Raw genomic sequence first — 19,069 nt, 5'->3', positions numbered from 1 at the left:
GCGTAAACGGCAAATCACTTTTGCAATGCCCAAACAGAATTCCCCGAGCAGCGTGACTACAAGGTGATCCCATGAGCGATAACAACACCAAAGACAGCCGGCCGCTGCGCAGCGCGCGCTGGTTCCGCAAGGATGACCTGCCTGGCTTCGTGCATCGCTCGACCTTGTCGGCCGTCGGCTGGAGCCGCGAGGATCTGATGGAGCGCCCCGTGGTGGGCATCCTCAATACCTGGTCCGACATCAACCCGTGCAATCTCAATCTTCGTACCCTCGCGGAAGAGGTGAGGGTGGGGATTCTCGAGGCGGGCGGTATCCCGTTCGAGGCGCCGATGATGTCGCTCAGCGAGAACATCATCAAACCGAGCTCGTTCCCCTTTCGTAACCTGCTCTCGATGGAGGCCGAGGAGTCGATCCGCGCCTATCCATTCGATGCGGTAGTGCTGCTCGGGGGCTGCGACAAAACCCAGCCGGCGCTGCTGATGGGTGCCGCGAGTGCCGGCGTGCCATTTATCTTCCTGACCAGCGGCCCGGCTACGCCGCGCTCGGCGACCGGCGGCAATCTGGCGAACGCCACCGGCGTCTGGCGTCTGGTGGACCAGTTGCGCGCCGGCGAGCTCTCCGAGGGCGACTTCGCCGCGTTCGAACGCAGTGTCATGGGCACAGCGGGCCACTGCGCCGAGATGGGCACCGCCTCCTCGATGGGGGTCATCTGCGAGGCGTTGGGGGTGTCGCTGCCCGGCAGCAGCCTGGTGCCGGCGGCCGATCGCCGACGCAATCAGATCGCCCGCGAGGTGGGCCGGCGCAGCGTGCGTATGGCCATCGAAGGCAGCCCCCGCCCGGATGAAGTTCTCGATGCGCGGGCCTTCGACAATGCCATCACCCTGCTGTGCGCGGTGGGCGGTTCGACCAACGCGATCATCCACCTACTGGCGCTCGCCGGTCGCGTTGGCGTGCCGCTGACCCTCGACCGCTTCGACGAGATCGCCCGCCGTGTGCCGCTGATCGCCAACGTCCAGCCCGCCGGCGAACACCTGACCGAGCGACTGATGGCCGCGGGCGGCGTGCCGGGCCTGCTGAAGACCCTCAAGCCGCTTTTGCACCAGGATGCGCGGACCGTCGACGGGCGCACGATCGGCGAGATCATTGAGGCCGCCGAGGTCGTCGATACCGATGTTATTCGCGCCCTGGACAATCCGGTGAAGTCAGGCGAGACGATGGTCGTGGTGAGGGGCAACCTGGCGCCGGATGGGGCGGTGATGAAGGCCTGCGCGGCGGACCCGAGACTGTTCCGTCATCGTGGCCCGGCGGTGGTGTTCGAGGATGTGCAGACCATCGCCGACCAGATCGACAATCCCGAACTCGGCATCGACGAGAACAGCGTGCTGATTCTGCGCAACGCCGGCCCGGTGGGCGCGGCGATGCCAGAGTGGGGCATGCTGCCCCTGCCGCGCCATTTGATGGCACGTGGCGTGCGCGATATGTTGCGCATCTCGGACGCGCGCATGAGCGGTACCGCCTACGGCGCCGCGGTGCTGCACGTTTCCCCCGAGGCCGCCATCGGCGGTCCGCTCGCCCTGGTGCGCAACGGCGACATCATCGAACTTGATGTTCCGGCTCGCCGGCTGGAACTCTGCGTCGCCCCGGAAGAACTTGAGCGTCGCCGCCAGGAATGGCAGCCTCCGGCGTCCCAGCACAAGCGCGGCTATCGCAATCTCTACAACCGACACATCGAGCAAGCCCATCTGGGCTGCGACTTCGACTTTCTCCGCGGCGCCGACGAAGACACCCTTCCCGAAGGGCTCTTCGACGGCTGGGTAGGCGGTTGGTAGGACTTCAATATGAGCATTCTCTATCGATCAGATGCACCCCGTGCGGCCGCTTGGGCGAGCTACTTCGCCGAGCATGCCCCCGAACTCGACTTCCGGGTCTGGCCTGACGCCGGCAACCTCGACGAGGTCGAATACCTGATAGCCTGGCAGGCGCCGGCGGAGTTCATCGCCAAGCTGCCTCGGCTGAAGGTGTTTTTTTCCTCGGGAGCCGGGGTCGATCATGTCGACTTTTCCGCCGTACCCAAGCACATTCCCATCGTCAGGATGGTCGAGCCCGGCATCATCGACGGCATGGTGGAATATGTCAGCCTCGCCGTGCTGGCCCTTCACCGCGACTTCTTCGACTATGTGGCGGCGAAGGCGGCGCGTACCTGGGACCCGCTCGAAGTGCCGCCTGCCTCGGCGCGCACGATCGGCGTCATGGGCATGGGCTCGCTCGGCAGTGCCGTTCTGCAGCGGCTGGCGAACTACGGTTTCAGGTTGCGCGGTTGGAATCGTTCGCTGCGTCACTTGGATAACGTCGAGAGTTTCGCTGGCCCCGATCAGTTGCAGCACTTCCTCAAGGGTTGCGACATCCTGATTTGTCTGGTGCCGCTGACGTCGGCGACCAAGGGTATCCTGAACCGCAAGCTGTTCTCGGCGTTGCCCGCCGGGGCCTCGCTGATCAACGTCGGCCGCGGTCCGCATTTGGTGGATGCCGATCTGCTCGAAGCGCTGGATTCGGGCCAACTGTCCCGCGCGATTCTCGACGTGACCGATCCCGAGCCGCTGCCGGCCGAGCATCCCTTCTGGGCCCATCCGCGGGTATTCCTGACTCCCCATGTGGCGAGCATGACCCAGCCTGAATCGGCCGCGCCGATCCTGCTGGATAATCTTCGCCGGCATCAGCGCGGCGAGGCGCTCTTGAACGTTATCGATCGCTCCCGCGGTTATTGAGTCGAGCCGCCGGGATCGCGCGACGTTCCACCTCGCGCCGCAGCTGATTGTGCTGACCGATGATCGCGCCGGGTAGTGCGCGAATCATCGCGGCTACTCATGACACGGGTGCTTCCTTCGGGAGGTGCCCGTTTTGCGTTTTTGCCGGGCGCATTTTCTGCGGACGCAGCGGTCTACACTTACTTTTAGAAGAGGCATTCGTGACCCGGAAGGGTGCGTATAGCCTGGAAATGCCCTGTTCTGGAGTGCCCCGCAAAGTCTGCTGAGCGTGGCCGGCAAAACGGTGGTTTATGTTGGGTGGCTCGCGCTTTTAACGTCATATGCTGGGTTCACGGTGCTGTAATGAAGTCGTGGTGCTGCGACGTATCGTCGCTTTTATCAACGAACTTTCAGGACTGCCCAAATGAGCTTTCTGCGCCCCAAGTACATCACCTTCGACTGCTACGGCACGCTGACCAACTTCCAGATGGGCCCCCTGACGCGCGAGCTGTTCGCCGATCGCATTGCCCCTGAGCAGATGGACCAGTTCGTCAAGGATTTCACCGCCTATCGCCTGGACCAGGTGATGGGTGACTGGCGGCCATATGATGAAATTCTCGATACCGCCATGTCGCGCCTGTGCAAGCGCTGGGGCATCGAATATCGCGGCGAAGGCCAGCTCTACTACAACGCCGTGCCGACCTGGGGCCCGCATCCCGACGTGACCGCCGGCCTGGCGAAGATCGCCGACAAGATCCCGCTGGTGATCTTCTCCAACGCCATGGACGAGCAGATCATGTCCAACGTCGACAAGCTGGGCGTGCCTTTCCACAAGGTGTTCACCGCTCAGCAAGCCCAGGCCTACAAGCCGCGCCTGCAAGCCTTCGAATACATGCTCGACAACCTCGGTTGCGGTCCGGAGGACGTGCTGCACGTGTCCTCGAGCTTCCGCTACGACCTGATGCCGGCCGAAGACATGAAGATCAAGAACAAGGCCTTCGTCGCCCGCGGCCATGAGCAGCCGGGCAACGCCTGCTACAACTACCGGCAGATCGCCGATATCGGCGGGCTGGCCGGCCTGGTCGGCCTCTGAGCCGCGATCGTCACTTCTCAACTTGATAAGGGGTTAGCCATGCGCAGTGAGTCCTACTGGCTCGATACCGCACCGGCGTTCACCGGCGCTCAGACCGGCGCGCTGCCGGCGCGAGTCGATGTTGTCGTCGTCGGCGGCGGTTTTACCGGTCTGTCGGCGGCCCGGGCGCTGGCCCTGAAGGGTGCGAGCGTGGCGGTGCTGGAAGCGGGACGGGTGGTCGGTGAGGCCTCCGGGCGCAACGGTGGGCATTGCAACACCGGGGTCGCCCAGGACTACAGCGGCCTCGTCGCCAGCCTCGGTGCCGACAAGGCGCGGGTCTATTACCAGGCCTACGAAAGTGCGGTGCAGAGCGTGGTCACGCTGGTCGAGCAGGAACAGATCGCCTGCGACTTTAGGCGTAGCGGCAAGCTCAAGCTGGCCGCCAAGCCCCAACATTACGAAGGGCTGGCGCGAACCTGCGAATTGATTCGCCGCGAGGTCGATGCCGAAGTCGAGCTGCTGTCCGCCGAAGAAGCCCGCGCCGAAGTCGACTCGGCCCAATTCTATGGCGGCCTACTGCAGCGTAACGGCGTGCAGATGCATGTCGGGCGCTTCGGTGTCGGCCTGGCCGAGGCGGCGGCGCGGCACGGCGCGCTGATCTACCAGCAGACCACCGTGCAGGGCTGGAAGGCCGAGGCCGGTGGCTATCGGGTCGATACCAGCCGGGGCAGCCTGCAGACCGGGCAAATTCTGATGGCGACCGGCGCCAGTCAACATGGCGGCCTGGGTTGGTATCGGCGGCGGATAGTGCCGGTGGGCAGCTTCATCATCGCCACCGAAGTGCTGCCCAAAGAGCTGATCGACCGCCTGCTGCCGCAACAGCGTTCGTACGTCACCAGCCGCATGATCGGCAACTACTTCCGGGTGACCCCGGACAACCGTCTGCTGTTCGGCGGTCGGGCGCGCTTCGCCATGTCCGGCGGCAATTCCGACGCCAAGAGCGGCAAGGTGCTGCACGCGGCGATGGTGCAGATGTTCCCGCAGTTGGCCCATGTCAAGGTCGATTACTGCTGGGGCGGGCTGGTGGACATGACCGCGGACCGCCTGCCACGCGCCGGCCAGCATGGCGGCGTGTACCACTCCATGGGTTACAGCGGCCATGGCGTGCAGATGTCGGTGCACATGGGCCAGGTGATGGCCGAGGTGATGGATGGCAAGGCCGAGGCGAACCCCTGGGGCGAGCTGAGTTGGCCAGCGATTCCCGGGCATTTCGGCAAGCCCTGGTTCCTGCCGGTGGTAGGTGCGTATTACCGGTTGCAGGACTACTTACACTGAATTTATGCAGTTGCGTCACGTTGTAGAAACGCTTCGCCAATGAGCGAGCACCCGAGCCTTATCAATTTCGAAAGGAAGAACTGATATGACTGACAATAAAAACAAAATCGACTCTCAGCTGATCACAGGTCAAGAAAGCCTGCGTGTCTTCGAAGGGCTCAACCGGGGCATGTCACGCCGTGACGCGCTGCGCATGTTGGGGCTGGCTGGGGTGGCGGTGGCAGGCGCCGGCAGCCTGTTCGGCTCGGCCGGCCAAGTGTTCGCCGCAACCTCCGCAAGCACGGGCAAAGGCAAGCGCGGTGGCCGTATCAAGGTCGCCACTGCGACCAGCTCGACCGCCGATACGCTGGACCCGGCCAAGGGCGGTAACTACACCGACTACTGTCGTCACAACATGTTCTATAACGGTTTGGCGGTCCTGGACGCGCAACTGGCGCCGCAGATGGCCCTGGCGGAGTCGTTCGATACAGCCGACGCGATCTCCTGGACCATCAAGCTGCGCAAGGACGTGGTATTCCACGATGGCAAGCCATTCACCTCGGCCGACGTCGTCTATTCGTTGACCCGCCACAAGCTGCCGGAAACTGGCTCCAAGGTGCTGACCATCGCGCAGCAGTTCGAGGAGGTGAAGGCCGTTGGGCCGCATGAGCTGCAGATCCGCTTGGCCAGCCCGAACGCCGACCTGCCGGCCATCCTCGCCACCACGCACTTCCTCATCGTGCGTGACGGCACCACCGATTTCGCCCTCGCCAACGGCACCGGGCCTTTCAAATGCGCGGAATTCCAGCCGGGTGTGCGCTCGATTGCCGCGCGCAACGACAGCTATTGGAAGCCGGGCCTGCCCTACCTCGACGAAATCGAGTTCTTCTCGATTCCGGACGAGGCCGCTCGCATCAGTGCCCTGCTCGCCGGCGATGTGGACCTGATCAACCCGATCAATCCGCGTTCGGTTTCGCGCATTCAGGACAGTGCCAACGTAGAGTTGATGGAGACCCCGACCGGTGGCTATACCAACCTGATCATGCGCGATGATCTGGGCCCGGTGCAGAACCCGGATTTCGTCCTGGCGATGAAGCATCTGCTCGATCGCAAACAGATCAATCGGGCTGCCTTCCGTGGCTACGGCAAGATCGCCAACGACCAGCCGATCGCCCCCAGCAATCGTTACTATTTCGCCGGTCTGCCACAACGTGAGTACGACCCGGAGAAGGCCAAGTTTCACCTGCAGAAATCCGGCATGGCCGGGCGTTCCCTGCCTCTCGTGGCGTCCGAAGCCGCTACCGGCTCGCTGGACATCGCGCAGTTGCTGCAGCTCTCGGGACAGCAGATCGGCCTCAAGCTCGATATCAAGCGGGTGCCGGCGGACGGCTACTGGTCCAATCACTGGATGAAGCATCCGCTGGGCTTCGGCAACATCGGTGCGCGTCCGACCGCCGACTTGTTGTTCAGCCTGTTCTTCAAGTCCGACGCCGGCAACAACGAATCGGGCTGGAAGAACGAACAGTTCGACCAGTTGTTGCTGGCCGCGCGCGGTGAAACCGACGACGCCAAACGCAAGCAGATGTATGCCGATATGCAGGTGCTGGTGCATGAACACTGCGGTGTCGGTATTTCGCAGTTCAACAGCAGCCTCGATGGCCACAATACCAAGTTGAAAGGACTTACCCCTCATCCACTCGGTGGGTTGATGGGCTACATGTTCGCCGAGCACGTCTGGCTGGATGCCTGAGCGATTGGTGCAACGATAGCTCGATAACCAAGGCGTCGCCTGCGGGTCATGCAGGCGGCGTCACTAAGTGAAGGTATGAATTATGAACAGCACTATTGCACGCCTGGTTGGTGGTCGGTTGGCTGTAGGCGTGCTTACGCTGCTTATCGTGTCGCTGGTGGTGTTTTTCCTCACCAGCCTGCTGCCGGGCGACGCGGTCCAGGAACAGCTCGGCCAGGAGGCGACTGCGGAAGCGCTGGCGGCGCTGCGTGCGCAGTTAGGCCTGGATCTACCCGTGCACCTGCGTTACTTCAACTGGCTGGGCGGGCTGATCACCGGCAATCCCGGCATCTCCCTGGTCAACGGCATGCCGGTCGACGAGATGATCGCCAGCCGGCTGCCCAATACCCTGAAACTGGCAGCGGTTACCGCGTTGGTCTCGGTGCCGCTGGCGCTGACCATAGGTATTCTGTCGGCGATGTACCGCGGTTCGATCTTCGACCGTTACAGCAACATGCTGGCGGTGTTCGCCGTCTCCGTGCCGGAGTTCCTGATCGCCACCATCGCGGTACTGATCTTCGCCGTGAAGCTGGGCTGGCTGTCGGCGCTGTCGCGTAGCGTCGAGGTCGAGTCGTTCGGTGAGCTGGTGCGCATCTACGCGTTGCCGGTGCTGACGCTGTGCTGCGTACTGACGGCGCAGATGGCGCGCATGACGCGGGCCGCGGTGGTCGATCAGCTCAGCGCCTCCTATGTCGAAATGGCGATACTCAAAGGCGCACGTCCAATCCGGGTGGTGCTTCGTCATGCGCTGCCCAATGCGATCGGGCCGATTGCCAACGCCGTGGCGCTGAGCCTGTCGTACCTGTTGGGCGGCGTAGTCATAGTCGAGTCGATCTTCAACTATCCGGGCGTCGCGACGCTGATGGTAAACGGTGTGGTCACGCGTGACATGCCGTTGATCCAGGCGTGCGTGATGTTGTTCAGCTTGGGCTTTCTGATGCTGGTTCTGCTGGCTGACCTCTGTGCAATCCTATCCAACCCGAGGCTGCGCAAATGAAACCGAACAGTATTTCACCTAAAGCGAGCATCGGCAGCGGCAAGGATAACGCCCTGAAGCAGGATGGCCTGAATGAGCCGCTGCGGACCCGCCGGCGCCGGCTCTCGCTGTCTGTAGGCGGCGTCATCGGTCTGCTGATCGTGACCTTCTGGGCGCTGATGGCCGTCGCCGGCCCCCTGTTCGCGCCCCACGATGCCAACGCCATGATCAGCGACGGCTACTTCGGCCCGCTCAGCCTGGAGTTTCCCTTGGGTACCGACTACCTGGGGCGGGATATCCTCAGCCGCTTGTTGCACGGCGCGCCTTTCACCATAGGCGTGGCGTTGGCGGCCACAGCGCTGGCCTGCACGGCTGGCGTGGTCCTGGCGCTGGTGGCGGCCGCGTCCGGTGGCTGGGTCGATGCACTCATAAGCCGTACCCAGGATGCGCTGATCGCGATTCCGAACAAGATTTTTGCCCTGCTGATGGTGGCCTCGTTCGGCTCCTCGGTGCCGCTGTTGTTGCTGATGGCCGCATTCGCCTATATGCCGGGTTCCTTCCGGATCGCCCGTGCGGTGGCGGTGAACGTGATGACCATGGACTTTGTCCAGGTTGCGCGTACCCGCGGCGAAGCCATGCCCTACATCATCTTCGTCGAAGTGCTGCCGAACATGCTGCGCCCGGTGATGACCGACTTTGGCCTGCGTTTCGTCTACGTGGTGCTGCTGCTCAGCGCCATGAGTTTCCTTGGGCTGGGCGTGCAGCCACCGGACGCCGACTGGGGCTCGCTGGTACGGGAAAACATCGAGGGCCTTTGGGCGGGTGCCCCGGCCGTGCTGGCACCGGCAGTCGCCATCGCCACCCTGACCATGGGGGTCAACTTGCTCATCGACAGCTTCGGCGGGCGATCCAAGCGCGAGATGGAGAAGTGAGATGAACGAAATCGTCAGGGTAAGCGGCCTGCGTGTGGCCGCACGTAACGAAGAGGGCATCGATGTACCTATCGTGCACGGTGCCGATTTCAGCCTGAACAAAGGCGAGGTACTGGCGCTGATCGGCGAGTCCGGTTCCGGCAAGAGCACCATAGCGCTGTCGCTGATGGGTTATGCCCGCTCGGGTTGCCGTATCGTCGGCGGCTCGGTACGGGTCGGTGATGTCGACGTGCTGAAACTGTCGAATGCCCAGCTGGCAAAGCTGCGCGGGCGCACCGTGGCCTATATCGCGCAGAGCGCGGCCGCGGCATTCAATCCGTCCAAGAGCATCATGGATCAGGTGATCGAAAGCGCGCTGATCCACGGCGTGCTGTCGCGCAAGCAGGCGCAGGCCAAGGCCGTCGAGCTGTTTCGCGAGCTGGCGCTGCCGGAGCCGGAACGCATCGGCGCGCGCTATCCGCACCAGGTCTCGGGTGGGCAGTTGCAGAGGCTGATGGCGGCGATGGCGCTGATCACCGATCCGGCACTGGTGATCCTGGATGAGCCGACCACGGCGCTGGATGTCACGACCCAGATCGAAGTGCTGCGGGCGTTCAAGAAGGTGGTGCGCGAACGCGGCACCACGGCGATTTACGTCTCCCACGATCTGGCGGTGGTGGCGCAGATGGCCGACCGCATCGTCGTGCTGCGCGACGGCCAGATTCAGGAAAACAACCCTACCGAACAGATCCTCGCCGCGCCGGAGCATCCCTATACCCGCAGCCTGCTGGCCGCGATAAGGCCGGCGGCGCGCCAGGGCGCGGGCGATCAAGAGGCAGCTTCGACGGAAGAGGATGTGCTGCTCGACATTCACGGTCTGGAGATTTGCTACGGCACCAAGAAGGTGCTGCAGGACGTCGATCTGAAGATTCGGCGCGGCGCGGCGGTCGGCGTGATCGGCGAGTCGGGGTCGGGAAAAACCACCCTGGCGCAGGCCATCGCCGGCCTGGCGCCAACCACGGCTGGACATATCCTGCTGGACGGCCAGCCGCTCAGCAGGACGCTGGCCGGGCGTACCCGCGAGCAGTTCCGCCGTGTGCAGTTCGTCTTCCAGAATGCCGATACGGCGCTGAACCCAAAGCACAGCATCGAACAGATCCTCGGTCGCCCGCTGCGTTTCTACCACGGCATGAAGGGCGCGCAGCAGCAGCGCCGGGTCGCCGAGTTGCTGGAGCTGGTGCAGTTGCCGGCCAGCATCGCGCAACGCCGGCCCGGCGAGTTGTCCGGCGGGCAGAAACAGCGCGTCAACCTGGCGCGGGCGCTGGCGGCGGAGCCGGATCTGATCCTCTGCGACGAAGTGACCTCGGCGCTGGATACGGTGGTGGGCGCGGCGATCCTCGAACTGTTACGCGACCTGCGCCGCGAACTGGGGGTCTCCTACCTGTTCATCAGCCATGACATCTCCACCGTACGTGCGCTGTGCGACGACATAGTGGTGATGTACAGCGGCTACAAGGTCGAGGCCGGCGATCAGCAGGCGTTCGTCCAGGCGCCGTTCCACCCCTACACCAACCTGTTGACCAATTCGGTGCCGGAGCTGCGCCAGGGCTGGCTGGAACACTGCGGGGCTGCTAAAGGCGGGCTGCCGCCGATCGGCGAGCCGGCCAGCGTAGCGAATCTCTGTCCGTTCCTCGATCGCTGCCCGGTGCGCATCGACGGCCTGTGCAACCGCAGCGCGCCACCGCGCGGCAACATCGCCGGCGGTAGTGAGATTCTTTGCCATCACAGCGGTGCCGATCTGCTCAAGGCGCAGGAAAGCGTCAACAGCATGAAGCTAGTGGGCACCTACGCGTGAGTGGACGCTTCGTACGTTTGGCCGAGGGTGAGCGGCCAAGCGTCAGGCTGCTGGTCGATGGTGAGCCCATCGAGGCATTGCAGGGCGACACTCTGATGGTTGCGTTATTGACCCAGGTGTCGGCCCTGCGTCAGTCGGAATTCGATCCGGGCCGACGCGCCGGCTTCTGCCTGATGGGTGCCTGCCAGGACTGCTGGGTCTGGACCCGTAGCGGCGAGCGTCTGCGCGCTTGCTCCAACGAAGTCCGCGAGGGACTGGATATCGTCACCAGGCAAGCGGAGGCGATATGGCCCTTACGCGGCTGAAAAATCTGCCGAAAGACGGCGTCCGGGTGGTGATAGTCGGTGCTGGCCCAGCCGGCACCCGCTGCGCCGAAACCCTGGTGGCGGCGGGAATCAGGCCGATTGTGCTGGATGAGAACCGCCGCGATGGCGGCCAGATCTATCGCCGCCAGCCCGAGGGTTTCAGCCGCGACTACGCCACCCTGTACGGTAGCGAGGCGGACAAGGCCAGGGCGCTGCACCAGAGCTTCGACCGCCTGCGCGAGCAGATCGATTACCGCCCCGATACCCTGGTGTGGAACCTGAGGCCGGGCCAGCTGTGCTGCGTCAGCCAGGGCAAGCATACGAGCGTTGCTTACGATGCGCTGATTCTCTGCACCGGCGCCACCGATCGGCTGATGCCGATCGAGGGTTGGCAACTGGCCGGCACCTATAGCCTGGGCGGGGCGCAGATAGCGCTGAAGGCGCAGACGGTGTCGATCGGCCGCCAGGTGGTGTTCCTCGGCAGCGGGCCGCTGCTGTACCTGGTCGCCAGCCAGTACCTCAAAGCCGGCGCTACTGTGGCCGCGGTGCTGGATACTTCGCCGTTGCGCAAGCGCATCGCGGCCCTGCCGAAGTTGCTCGCGCGTCCCGGACTGCTGTTCACCGGGATGAAACTGTTGGCGCAGCTCCACCTGGCGCGAATCCCGCTGCACCTGGGGGTCGAACCCCTGCAGGTGCTGGGCGACGCGACCAGCGGCGTCAGCGCGGTGCGGGTGCGCACCAGCCACGGCGACAGCCTGGAGTTCGACTGCGATGCGGTCGCGATGGGCTATCACCTGCGTCCGGAAACCCAGCTGGCCGACTTGGCCGGTTGCCGTATGCGCTTCCAAGAGGTATCGCAGCAGTGGGTGCTGGATACCGATGAAGAAGGGCGCACTTCGGTCAGTGGCGTGTATGCCGCCGGCGATGGTGCACGAATCCGCGGCGCCGATGCCGCGGAGCACTCCGGACGCCTGGTTGCGCTGGCCCTGTTACAGGATCTGCAACAGCCGGTGCACGGCGAAGCGCTCGCCTTGCAGCGTCGCGTCCTGACGGTGATGGATGAGTTCAGTCGCGGCCTGTACCAGGCCTTTCCCTGGCCGGCGGCGCAGGCCAGGACCTTGCCGGACGCGGCGATCGTCTGCCGCTGCGAAATGATTACGGCCGGTGAGTTGCGCGCCATGGTCCACGTGAAGGGCGCCTGCGAGGTCAATCGCGCCAAGGCCTTCAGCCGGGTCGGCACGGGCCGCTGCCAGGGCCGCTACTGCTCCCAGGCCGGCGCCGAGGTGATAGCCGCGGCAGCCGGCGTCGCTGTCGAACGGGTCGGCCGCCAACGCGGCCAGGCGCCGGTCAAGCCGCTGTCGATGTTGACCGAGGAACTCAAACAGGCCGAGGAGATGGCACCGTGAGCGTTGCCCAGAGCGATGTACTGATCGTCGGCGGCGGCCTGATGGGCGCGGCGCCACAGATGGCCAACCTGAACATCATCCGCACCTGGAGCGGTATCGAGAGCTACCTGCCGGATTCCCTGCCAATCATGGAGCCCAGCGGCACGATCGATCGCCTGTATTACGCCTTCGGTTTCAGCGGCCATGGTTTCCAGCTCGGCCCAGGGGTAGGGGGCGTGATGGCCGAGTTGATCAGCAGCGGTAGCACCAGCACCGCCATCGAACCCTTTCATATCCGCCGGTTCGCCACTTCATCCCTGCAGCGGAGCAAGGCCTCATGAAACCCCGTGTCCTGGAAATTTTCAAACGGCTGATCGCCTTCGACACCGTTTCGTCGGAGTCGAACCTGGCGTTGATCGAATATGTGCGCGAGCTGCTGCTGAGCAAGGGCATCGAGTCCTTGATCGTCAAGGACGAGAGCGGGCGCAAGGCCAATCTGTTCGCCAGCACCGGCCCGCGCGATGTGCCGGGGATTCTGCTGTCCGGGCACACCGACGTGGTACCCGCCGCCGGCCAGGCCTGGAGCGTGCCGGCGTTCCAGGCGACGCTGAAGGATGGGCGCATCTACGGCCGCGGCAGCTGCGACATGAAGGGTTTTATCGCCCTGGCCATCGACGCCATGCTCGAGGCCGCCGATGCCTCGTTGAGCCGGCCGTTGCAGCTGGCGCTGTCGCATGACGAGGAAATCGGCTGCGTCGGTGTGCGCCGCCTGCTCGATGTGTTGCACCTGGCGCCGTTGCGCCCGTTCCTGTGTATCGTCGGCGAACCGACCGAGATGCAGTTCGTCCTCGGCCACAAGGGCAAGGGTTCCTACCGCGCCTTCTGCCGGGGCCAGGAAGCGCACTCGTCCCTGGCGCCGCGCTCGGTCAACGCCATTCACGTGGCCTGCGACTTTATCGCCGCACTGCGCCAGAGCCAGCAGCGTTTGCAGGAGCAGGGCGCGCAGGATGCGGACTACGACGTGCCCTATAGCACCGTGCATGTCGGGCAAATCGTCGGCGGCAAGGCGCTGAATATAGTGCCGAACCTGTGCAGCCTGGATTTTGAAGTGCGCAATCTGCCGGCCGATGACCTCGATCAGTTTCTCGATCAGATGCGCGAACAGGCCGAGACGATAGTGCGCGAGGCCAAGCGCTTGTCCAGCGTCGCCGACATCGAGATCGAGACCCTCAACGTCTACCCCGGCCTCGATACCCATCCCAGCGTGGAAGCGGTGCGTTTGTTGAAGAACTTCGCCCCGGCGGATACCGGCAGCGCGAAGGTGTCCTTCGGCACCGAGGGTGGCTTGTTCAGCCAGCGCCTGAATGTACCGGTGGTGGTCTGCGGGCCGGGCTCCATCGAACAGGCGCACAAGCCCGACGAATTCATCGAAGTCAGCCAGATGGACGCCGGCGAGCGCTTTCTCGAGGGGTTGCTGGGTTCGTTGAAGCTGTAGCGCCAGATTTCTCGTCAGGCTCTCGCGCACAAGGGAGGGCCGTCACGCATGCTCATCCGGGCGGCGTTCCGTGACCTCGGGGCGAGCTTTTCGCTGTACCCATGAATCGATAAATAGGCAGCTCTGCGGGCTGCAATCGCCGCGGGGCGCGCCTCCTACAGGGCATCGCAGCACGCAACACGTAATTGGCACATAGAAAAAAAATAATCATAAAAGCGGGACTGCCGAGCCGCCTCGCGCGTCCTGACAACACGCTGGGAGTCCTTCCATGAAAGCCCTCGAACGTCTTTCCTTCTCCGGCAAGTTCGTCTTGCTCGGTGCATTGGTCCTGGCCCTGATCGTCGTGCCGACCATCCTCTACGTGCTGGGTGCGCTGAATAGCGGACGTCAGGCCGAGCGTGAGTTGCGGGGTATTGCGCCGGTGCAGGCGCTGTTGCACCTGGTCGCGCTGACCCAGCAGCATCGCGGTCTGGCCACCACCATCCTCGGCGGTGACAGCAGCCTGCAGCAGGCCCGCCTGGCCAAGCAGGCCGAGTTGCAGCGTGCCTTCGAGGCGAGCGAGCAGATACTACGCGCGGCCGAGGTCGAAGCGGATCTATTGAGCGACTGGCAGCAGGTGCGCGAGCAATGGCAGGCACTGTCCGAAGAGATCGGCCAGGGCAACATCAAGGCCAGGCCGAGCCTGCAACGGCATACGCAACTGATCGCCTCCAGCCTGCTGATCGAGGATGCCTTGCTCGATCATTCCGAGCTGTCCCTGGATCCGCTTCTGGAAACCTATTCGCTGATGAACGCGGCGCTGATCGAGCTGCCGCAAACCGCCGAGCTGTTCGGCCAATTGCGCGGCTTCGGTGCCCTGTATCTGGTGCAGGGACGTATTCTGCCGGAGCAACAGGGTGCCTTGATGGGGCTGACCGCCCAGGCGCTGGCCAGCTCCGACAGGATGGGCCGGGCCTTCGCCAAGGCCGCTGCCGCCGATCCGGCGAGCGCCGCCCTGCTGGAGCAACCGCTGGCGGCGCTGCGCGAGCAGAGCCGACTGGCTCTGGTATTGACCGATCAGCAACTGATCTCGGTCACCGAGATGGATTTTTCCGCTGGTGGTGGCGGCTTGAAGGTGACCTACCCGGTCGCGGACTACCTGGCCGCTTATGATCGGCCGATCGATGCCATGCACGCGCTTGGCGACTCCGCATTGGCGCTGCTCGAGCAGAGGCTGAGCGAGCGGCGTGACCGCCACCGGCAGCATCTGCTGCTGATGTCCGCCGGCCTGCTGGCGCTGCTGCTGGTCGGCGGCACGCTGGCGGCGTTGATCGTCCTGCGCTTGCTGCAACAGTTGTCCATGGCCATGGCCGCGGCCGAGCGGATCGCCAAGGGCGACCTGACCCAGACCCTCGATACTGCCGGCATGGATGAAGCGGCACGTCTGCTGCAGGCATTGCAGCGCATGCAAACGGACCTGCGCGGCACCGTCACCCAGGTGGTGAATTCCGCCGAGCAGCTCAACTCGACTTCCGCGGCCTTGAGCACGGTGACCGAGGACACCAGCCGCGGGCTGCAGCGGCAGAGCGGGGAGCTCGATCAGGCGGTGACCGCGGTCACCGAACTGACCACTGCGATCGAAGAGGTGGCGCGCAATGCCGCCTCGGCCTCGGAGGTGTCCCAGGCTGCCGACCGCTGCGCCCGTCAGGGCCAGGGCAGCGTCACCCGCACGGTTGGCGCCATCGAGTCGCTGACCGGCGACATGGTGCATACCGCCGACGCCCTGCAAGCCCTGGCGTGCCAGATAGGCGGTATCGGCTCGGTGCTGGATGTGATCCGCGGCATCGCCGAGCAGACCAATCTATTGGCCTTGAACGCGGCGATCGAGGCCGCCCGCGCGGGCGAAAGCGGGCGTGGCTTCGCCGTGGTAGCGGACGAGGTGCGAGCCTTGGCGCAAAGAACCCAGGAATCGACCAAGCAAATCGAGACCATCATCGGCTCGGTGCAGCAGGGCAGCCAGGGCGCTCTGCGCGCCATGCAAAGCAGCAATGAGAAAACCCGGGACACCCTGGAACTCGCGCGCGCCGCGGGCACTGCCTTGACTGCCATCGTCGAGGCGATCGGCCAGATCAACGAACGCAACCTGAGCATCGCCAGCGCCACCGAAGAGCAATCCTACGTGGCCCGCGAGGTGGACAGTAACTTGCTCAATATCCGCGATGTTTCCCTGCAGACCACGGCCGGGGCCTACCAGACCCGCACCTCCAGCCTGGAACTCGCCGGCCTGGCCAGCGAGCTGAGCGGGATGATCAAACACTTCAACGTCTGACATACCAGGCATGCGTGGGAGGGACTTTAGCCGCGATTGACCTTGAAGGTACTGAAAGAGTCGCGGCTAAAGCCCCTCCCACAGAAGCGACATTTTATTCGTGCCGCGACACCCGCAGCCCCTCCCGCAGCCGCGCGCCCGCCACGCAACCCGCACACCCAGTAGAGCCTGCCGTCGCCGGCCGATATTCAGCAATCCAACGCTGCTGGGCGAGCGCTTTCAGCATCCTCGTCTGTAGCCGCTGAATAAACTGGAAGCTGTCTCGGAACAGGACTCGATCATGCTCAAGAATCGTCTGAAAGACCCCAGCCTGCTGGCAGAACTCGCTTATATCGACGGGCAGTGGATCGCTGCCGATAACGCAGCCACCCTGGATGTCATCAACCCGGCCAACGGCGAATGCCTGGCGCGGGTGCCGGCTCTGCAAGGCGGCGAAACCCGTCGCGCCATCGAGGCCGCCGAACGCGCCTGGCCGGCCTGGCGGGCGCGCCCGGCCGCCGAACGCGCGGCGCTGCTGGAGCGTTGGTATCAGGCCATGCTCGATAACCTCGACGATTTGGCCTTGATCATGACCTGCGAGCAGGGCAAGCCGCTCCATGAAGCCCAGGGCGAGATTCGCTACGGGGCCAGCTTCGTCAAATGGTTCGCCGAGGAGGCCCGCCGGATTTACGGCGAGACCATTCCGGCGCCCAGTGGCGACCGCCGCCTGCTGACCCTGAAGCAGCCGGTCGGAGTTTGCGCCGCTATCACCCCGTGGAACTTCCCTAACGCGATGATCACCCGCAAGTGCGCGCCGGCCCTGGCGGCCGGCTGCCCGGTGATCGTCAAGCCCTCGGACCTGACCCCGCTGTCGGCGCTGGCGCTGGCGGTGCTGGCCGAGCGGGTCGGCATTCCTGCCGGGGTGTTCAACGTGGTCACCGGCATGCCGGTGGGTATCGGCGAAGAGCTGACCGGCAACCCGACGGTGCGCAAGATTTCCTTCACCGGCTCGACCGCAGTGGGCAGCTTGCTGATGCGCCAGAGCGCCGATCAGATCAAGCGCCTCAGCCTCGAATTGGGCGGCAACGCGCCCTTCATCGTATTCGACGACGCCGACCTGGAACAGGCGGTGGCCGGGGTCATGCAGAGCAAGTTCCGCAATGCCGGACAGACCTGCGTCTGCGCCAACCGGATCCTGGTGCAGGAGGGCATCTACGAGCGCTTCGCCCAACGTCTGGTGGAGGAGGTCGGCAAGCTCAAGGTCGGCAACGGCCTGGAGCAGGGCGTGACCACCGGCCCGCTGATCAACGCGGCGGCGGTGAGCAAGGTCGCCAAGCATATCGACGATGCCCTGAGTAAAGGCGGCCGTTTGCTCTGCGGTGGTATTCCCGCGGGCGACGACCAGTTCGTCGAGCCGACCGTGCTCGGCGAGGCCCATGCCGGCATGTTGCTGGCCAACGAAGAAACCTTTGGCCCAGTGGCACCGCTGATGCGCTTTACCGACGAGGCTGAAGCGCTGGCCTTGGCCAATGCCACGCCCTATGGCTTGGCCGCGTACTTCTTCACCCAGGATCTACGCCGCTCGTGGCGCTTCGGCGAGGCCCTGGAGTTCGGCATGGTCGGCCTCAATACCGGGCTCATCTCCATGGAGGTGGCACCGTTTGGCGGCGTCAAGCAGTCCGGCCTGGGCCGTGAAGGCTCCAAGTACGGCCTGGACGAGTATCTGGAAGTCAAAGCCTTCCATATCGGTGGGCTGTAGGCCTGATTGACGCGAATTCGACAAGGTGACGACATGAGCAAGACATTCAAAATCGCCGCGATCGCCGGCGACGGCATCGGCAAGGAAGTGCTGCCCGAGGGGCTGCGGGTACTGGAGCAGGCGGCGCGCAAGTGGGATCTGGATCTGAGCATCGAAGTGCTCGATTGGGCGCACTGCGATTACTACCTGGAGCACGGGCAGATGATGCCCGACGATTGGTTCGAGCAGTTGAAAGGCTTCGATGCCATCTACTTCGGCGCCGTGGGCTGGCCGGACAAGGTGCCGGATCACATCTCGCTGTGGGGCTCGCTGCTCAAGTTCCGCCGCGACTTCGACCAGTACGTGAACATCCGCCCGGTGCGCCTGTTCCCCGGCGTGCCGTGCCCGCTGGCCGGGCGCGAGGCGGGCGACATCGACTTCGTGGTGATCCGCGAGAACACCGAGGGCGAATACTCCTCGGTGGGCGGCAAGATGTTCGAGGGCACCGAGAACGAGCTGGTGCTGCAGGAGGCGGTGTTCACCCGCCGCGGCGTCGACCGCATTCTCAAGTTCGCCTTCGACCTGGCCCAGACCCGTCCGCGCAAGCGCCTGACCTCGGCGACCAAGTCCAACGGCATCTCCATCAGCATGCCCTACTGGGACGAGCGCACCGCGTCGATGGCCGAGAAGTACCCGGAAATCACCTGGGACAAACAGCACATCGATATCCTCTGCGCGCGCTTCGTGTTGCAGCCGGACCGCTTCGATGTGGTGGTGGCCTCCAACCTGTTCGGCGACATCCTCTCCGACCTCGGCCCGGCCTGCGCCGGCACCATCGGCATCGCGCCGTCGGCCAACCTGGACCCCGAGCGGCGCTTCCCCTCGCTGTTCGAGCCGGTGCACGGTTCGGCCCCGGACATCTACGGCCGCAACATCGCCAACCCGATCGCGATGATCTGGTCCGGCGCGCTGATGCTGGACTTCCTCGGCAATGGCGATGAGCGCTACCGCGCCGCCCACGACGGCATCCTCAAGGCCATCGAGCGGATCATCGCCGAAGGCCCGATCACCCCCGATCTCGGCGGCCAGGGTTCGACCCAGGACGTCGGCAAGGCGATCGCCGCGGCGCTCTGAGCGCCTACCTAGCTTGTGTTGGTGTGTCACCCTTTTTAGCCCGTCCACACTGCGGGCTTTTTTT

At 64.4% G+C, this 19,069-nt stretch carries 14 protein-coding genes and 2 pseudogenes; all 16 read left to right on the top strand.

The genetic code is table 11. The annotated features are described in order from the left end of the window. Positions 1-71: 71 nt before the first annotated feature. The 16 genes and pseudogenes from BM315_RS03175 to BM315_RS03105 all read left to right on the top strand — a co-directional run bounded on the left by BM315_RS03175 (position 72) and on the right by BM315_RS03105 (position 19,005). On the top strand, positions 72-1,829 hold the full coding sequence (locus tag BM315_RS03175) for a dihydroxy-acid dehydratase (protein WP_090497745.1): 1,758 nt from the start codon (positions 72-74) through the stop codon (positions 1,827-1,829). A 9-nt stretch (positions 1,830-1,838) separates the two neighbouring features. Then, positions 1,839-2,765, top strand: coding sequence for a 2-hydroxyacid dehydrogenase (locus BM315_RS03170; protein ID WP_090497743.1), 927 nt, complete (start codon positions 1,839-1,841; stop codon positions 2,763-2,765). Positions 2,766-3,168: 403 nt separating this feature from the next. After that, a complete protein-coding gene (locus BM315_RS03165) occupies positions 3,169-3,837 on the top strand; it encodes a haloacid dehalogenase type II (RefSeq protein WP_090497741.1) in 669 nt (222 codons plus the stop codon). Positions 3,838-3,876: 39 nt separating this feature from the next. Continuing rightward, entirely contained in the window at positions 3,877-5,151 is a 1,275-nt protein-coding gene (locus BM315_RS03160) for an NAD(P)/FAD-dependent oxidoreductase (protein ID WP_090497740.1), read from the top strand. A gap of 85 nt (positions 5,152-5,236) precedes the next feature. After that, positions 5,237-6,880 carry an ABC transporter substrate-binding protein gene (locus BM315_RS03155; protein ID WP_090497738.1) on the top strand — a complete coding sequence of 548 codons (1,644 nt, stop codon included), beginning with the start codon at positions 5,237-5,239 and terminating at the stop codon, positions 6,878-6,880. 82 nt (positions 6,881-6,962) lie between these two features. Next, the gene (locus BM315_RS03150; RefSeq protein WP_090497736.1) at positions 6,963-7,916 is read left to right on the top strand and encodes an ABC transporter permease; all 954 of its coding nucleotides are present in this window, start codon (positions 6,963-6,965) and stop codon (positions 7,914-7,916) included. Continuing rightward, positions 7,913-8,827 carry an ABC transporter permease gene (locus tag BM315_RS03145; protein WP_090497735.1) on the top strand — a complete coding sequence of 305 codons (915 nt, stop codon included), beginning with the start codon at positions 7,913-7,915 and terminating at the stop codon, positions 8,825-8,827. Before BM315_RS03150 ends, BM315_RS03145 begins: the two co-directional genes overlap by 4 nt. A 1-nt stretch (position 8,828) precedes the next feature. Next, on the top strand, positions 8,829-10,661 hold the full coding sequence (locus tag BM315_RS03140) for an ABC transporter ATP-binding protein (RefSeq protein WP_090497733.1): 1,833 nt from the start codon (positions 8,829-8,831) through the stop codon (positions 10,659-10,661). Next, positions 10,658-10,966 carry a (2Fe-2S)-binding protein gene (locus BM315_RS03135; protein WP_090497730.1) on the top strand — a complete coding sequence of 103 codons (309 nt, stop codon included), beginning with the start codon at positions 10,658-10,660 and terminating at the stop codon, positions 10,964-10,966. The genes BM315_RS03140 and BM315_RS03135 overlap by 4 nt, the downstream gene beginning before the upstream one ends. Next, on the top strand, positions 10,948-12,372 hold the full coding sequence (locus tag BM315_RS03130; protein WP_090497727.1) for an FAD/NAD(P)-dependent oxidoreductase: 1,425 nt from the start codon (positions 10,948-10,950) through the stop codon (positions 12,370-12,372). Before BM315_RS03135 ends, BM315_RS03130 begins: the two co-directional genes overlap by 19 nt. A 53-nt stretch (positions 12,373-12,425) precedes the next feature. Continuing rightward, positions 12,426-12,692 (top strand): annotated as a pseudogene (locus tag BM315_RS03125) (NAD(P)/FAD-dependent oxidoreductase); the annotation flags it as partial. Next, positions 12,689-13,846 carry an acetylornithine deacetylase gene (gene argE, locus BM315_RS03120; protein WP_090497725.1) on the top strand — a complete coding sequence of 386 codons (1,158 nt, stop codon included), beginning with the start codon at positions 12,689-12,691 and terminating at the stop codon, positions 13,844-13,846. The pseudogene BM315_RS03125 and the gene argE, both read left to right, overlap by 4 nt. Before the next feature lie 268 nt (positions 13,847-14,114). After that, a pseudogene (locus tag BM315_RS25370) lies at positions 14,115-15,296 on the top strand (methyl-accepting chemotaxis protein); the annotation flags it as partial. Then, positions 15,291-16,154 (top strand): methyl-accepting chemotaxis protein, encoded by an 864-nt coding sequence (locus BM315_RS25365; RefSeq protein ID WP_425287764.1) that lies wholly within the window; start codon positions 15,291-15,293, stop codon positions 16,152-16,154. The pseudogene BM315_RS25370 and the gene BM315_RS25365, both read left to right, overlap by 6 nt. A 280-nt stretch (positions 16,155-16,434) precedes the next feature. Continuing rightward, entirely contained in the window at positions 16,435-17,892 is a 1,458-nt protein-coding gene (locus BM315_RS03110; protein WP_090497720.1) for an NAD-dependent succinate-semialdehyde dehydrogenase, read from the top strand. 33 nt (positions 17,893-17,925) lie between these two features. Beyond that, positions 17,926-19,005, top strand: coding sequence for a tartrate dehydrogenase (locus BM315_RS03105; protein WP_090497718.1), 1,080 nt, complete (start codon positions 17,926-17,928; stop codon positions 19,003-19,005). Positions 19,006-19,069: the final 64 nt, after the last annotated feature.

The organism is Pseudomonas borbori (assembly GCF_900115555.1).
Taxonomy (GTDB): Bacteria; Pseudomonadota; Gammaproteobacteria; order Pseudomonadales; family Pseudomonadaceae; genus Aquipseudomonas; species Aquipseudomonas borbori.
The sequence above is the reverse complement of the archived record's forward strand: the minus strand, read 5'-3'. Positions and strand labels throughout refer to the sequence as shown.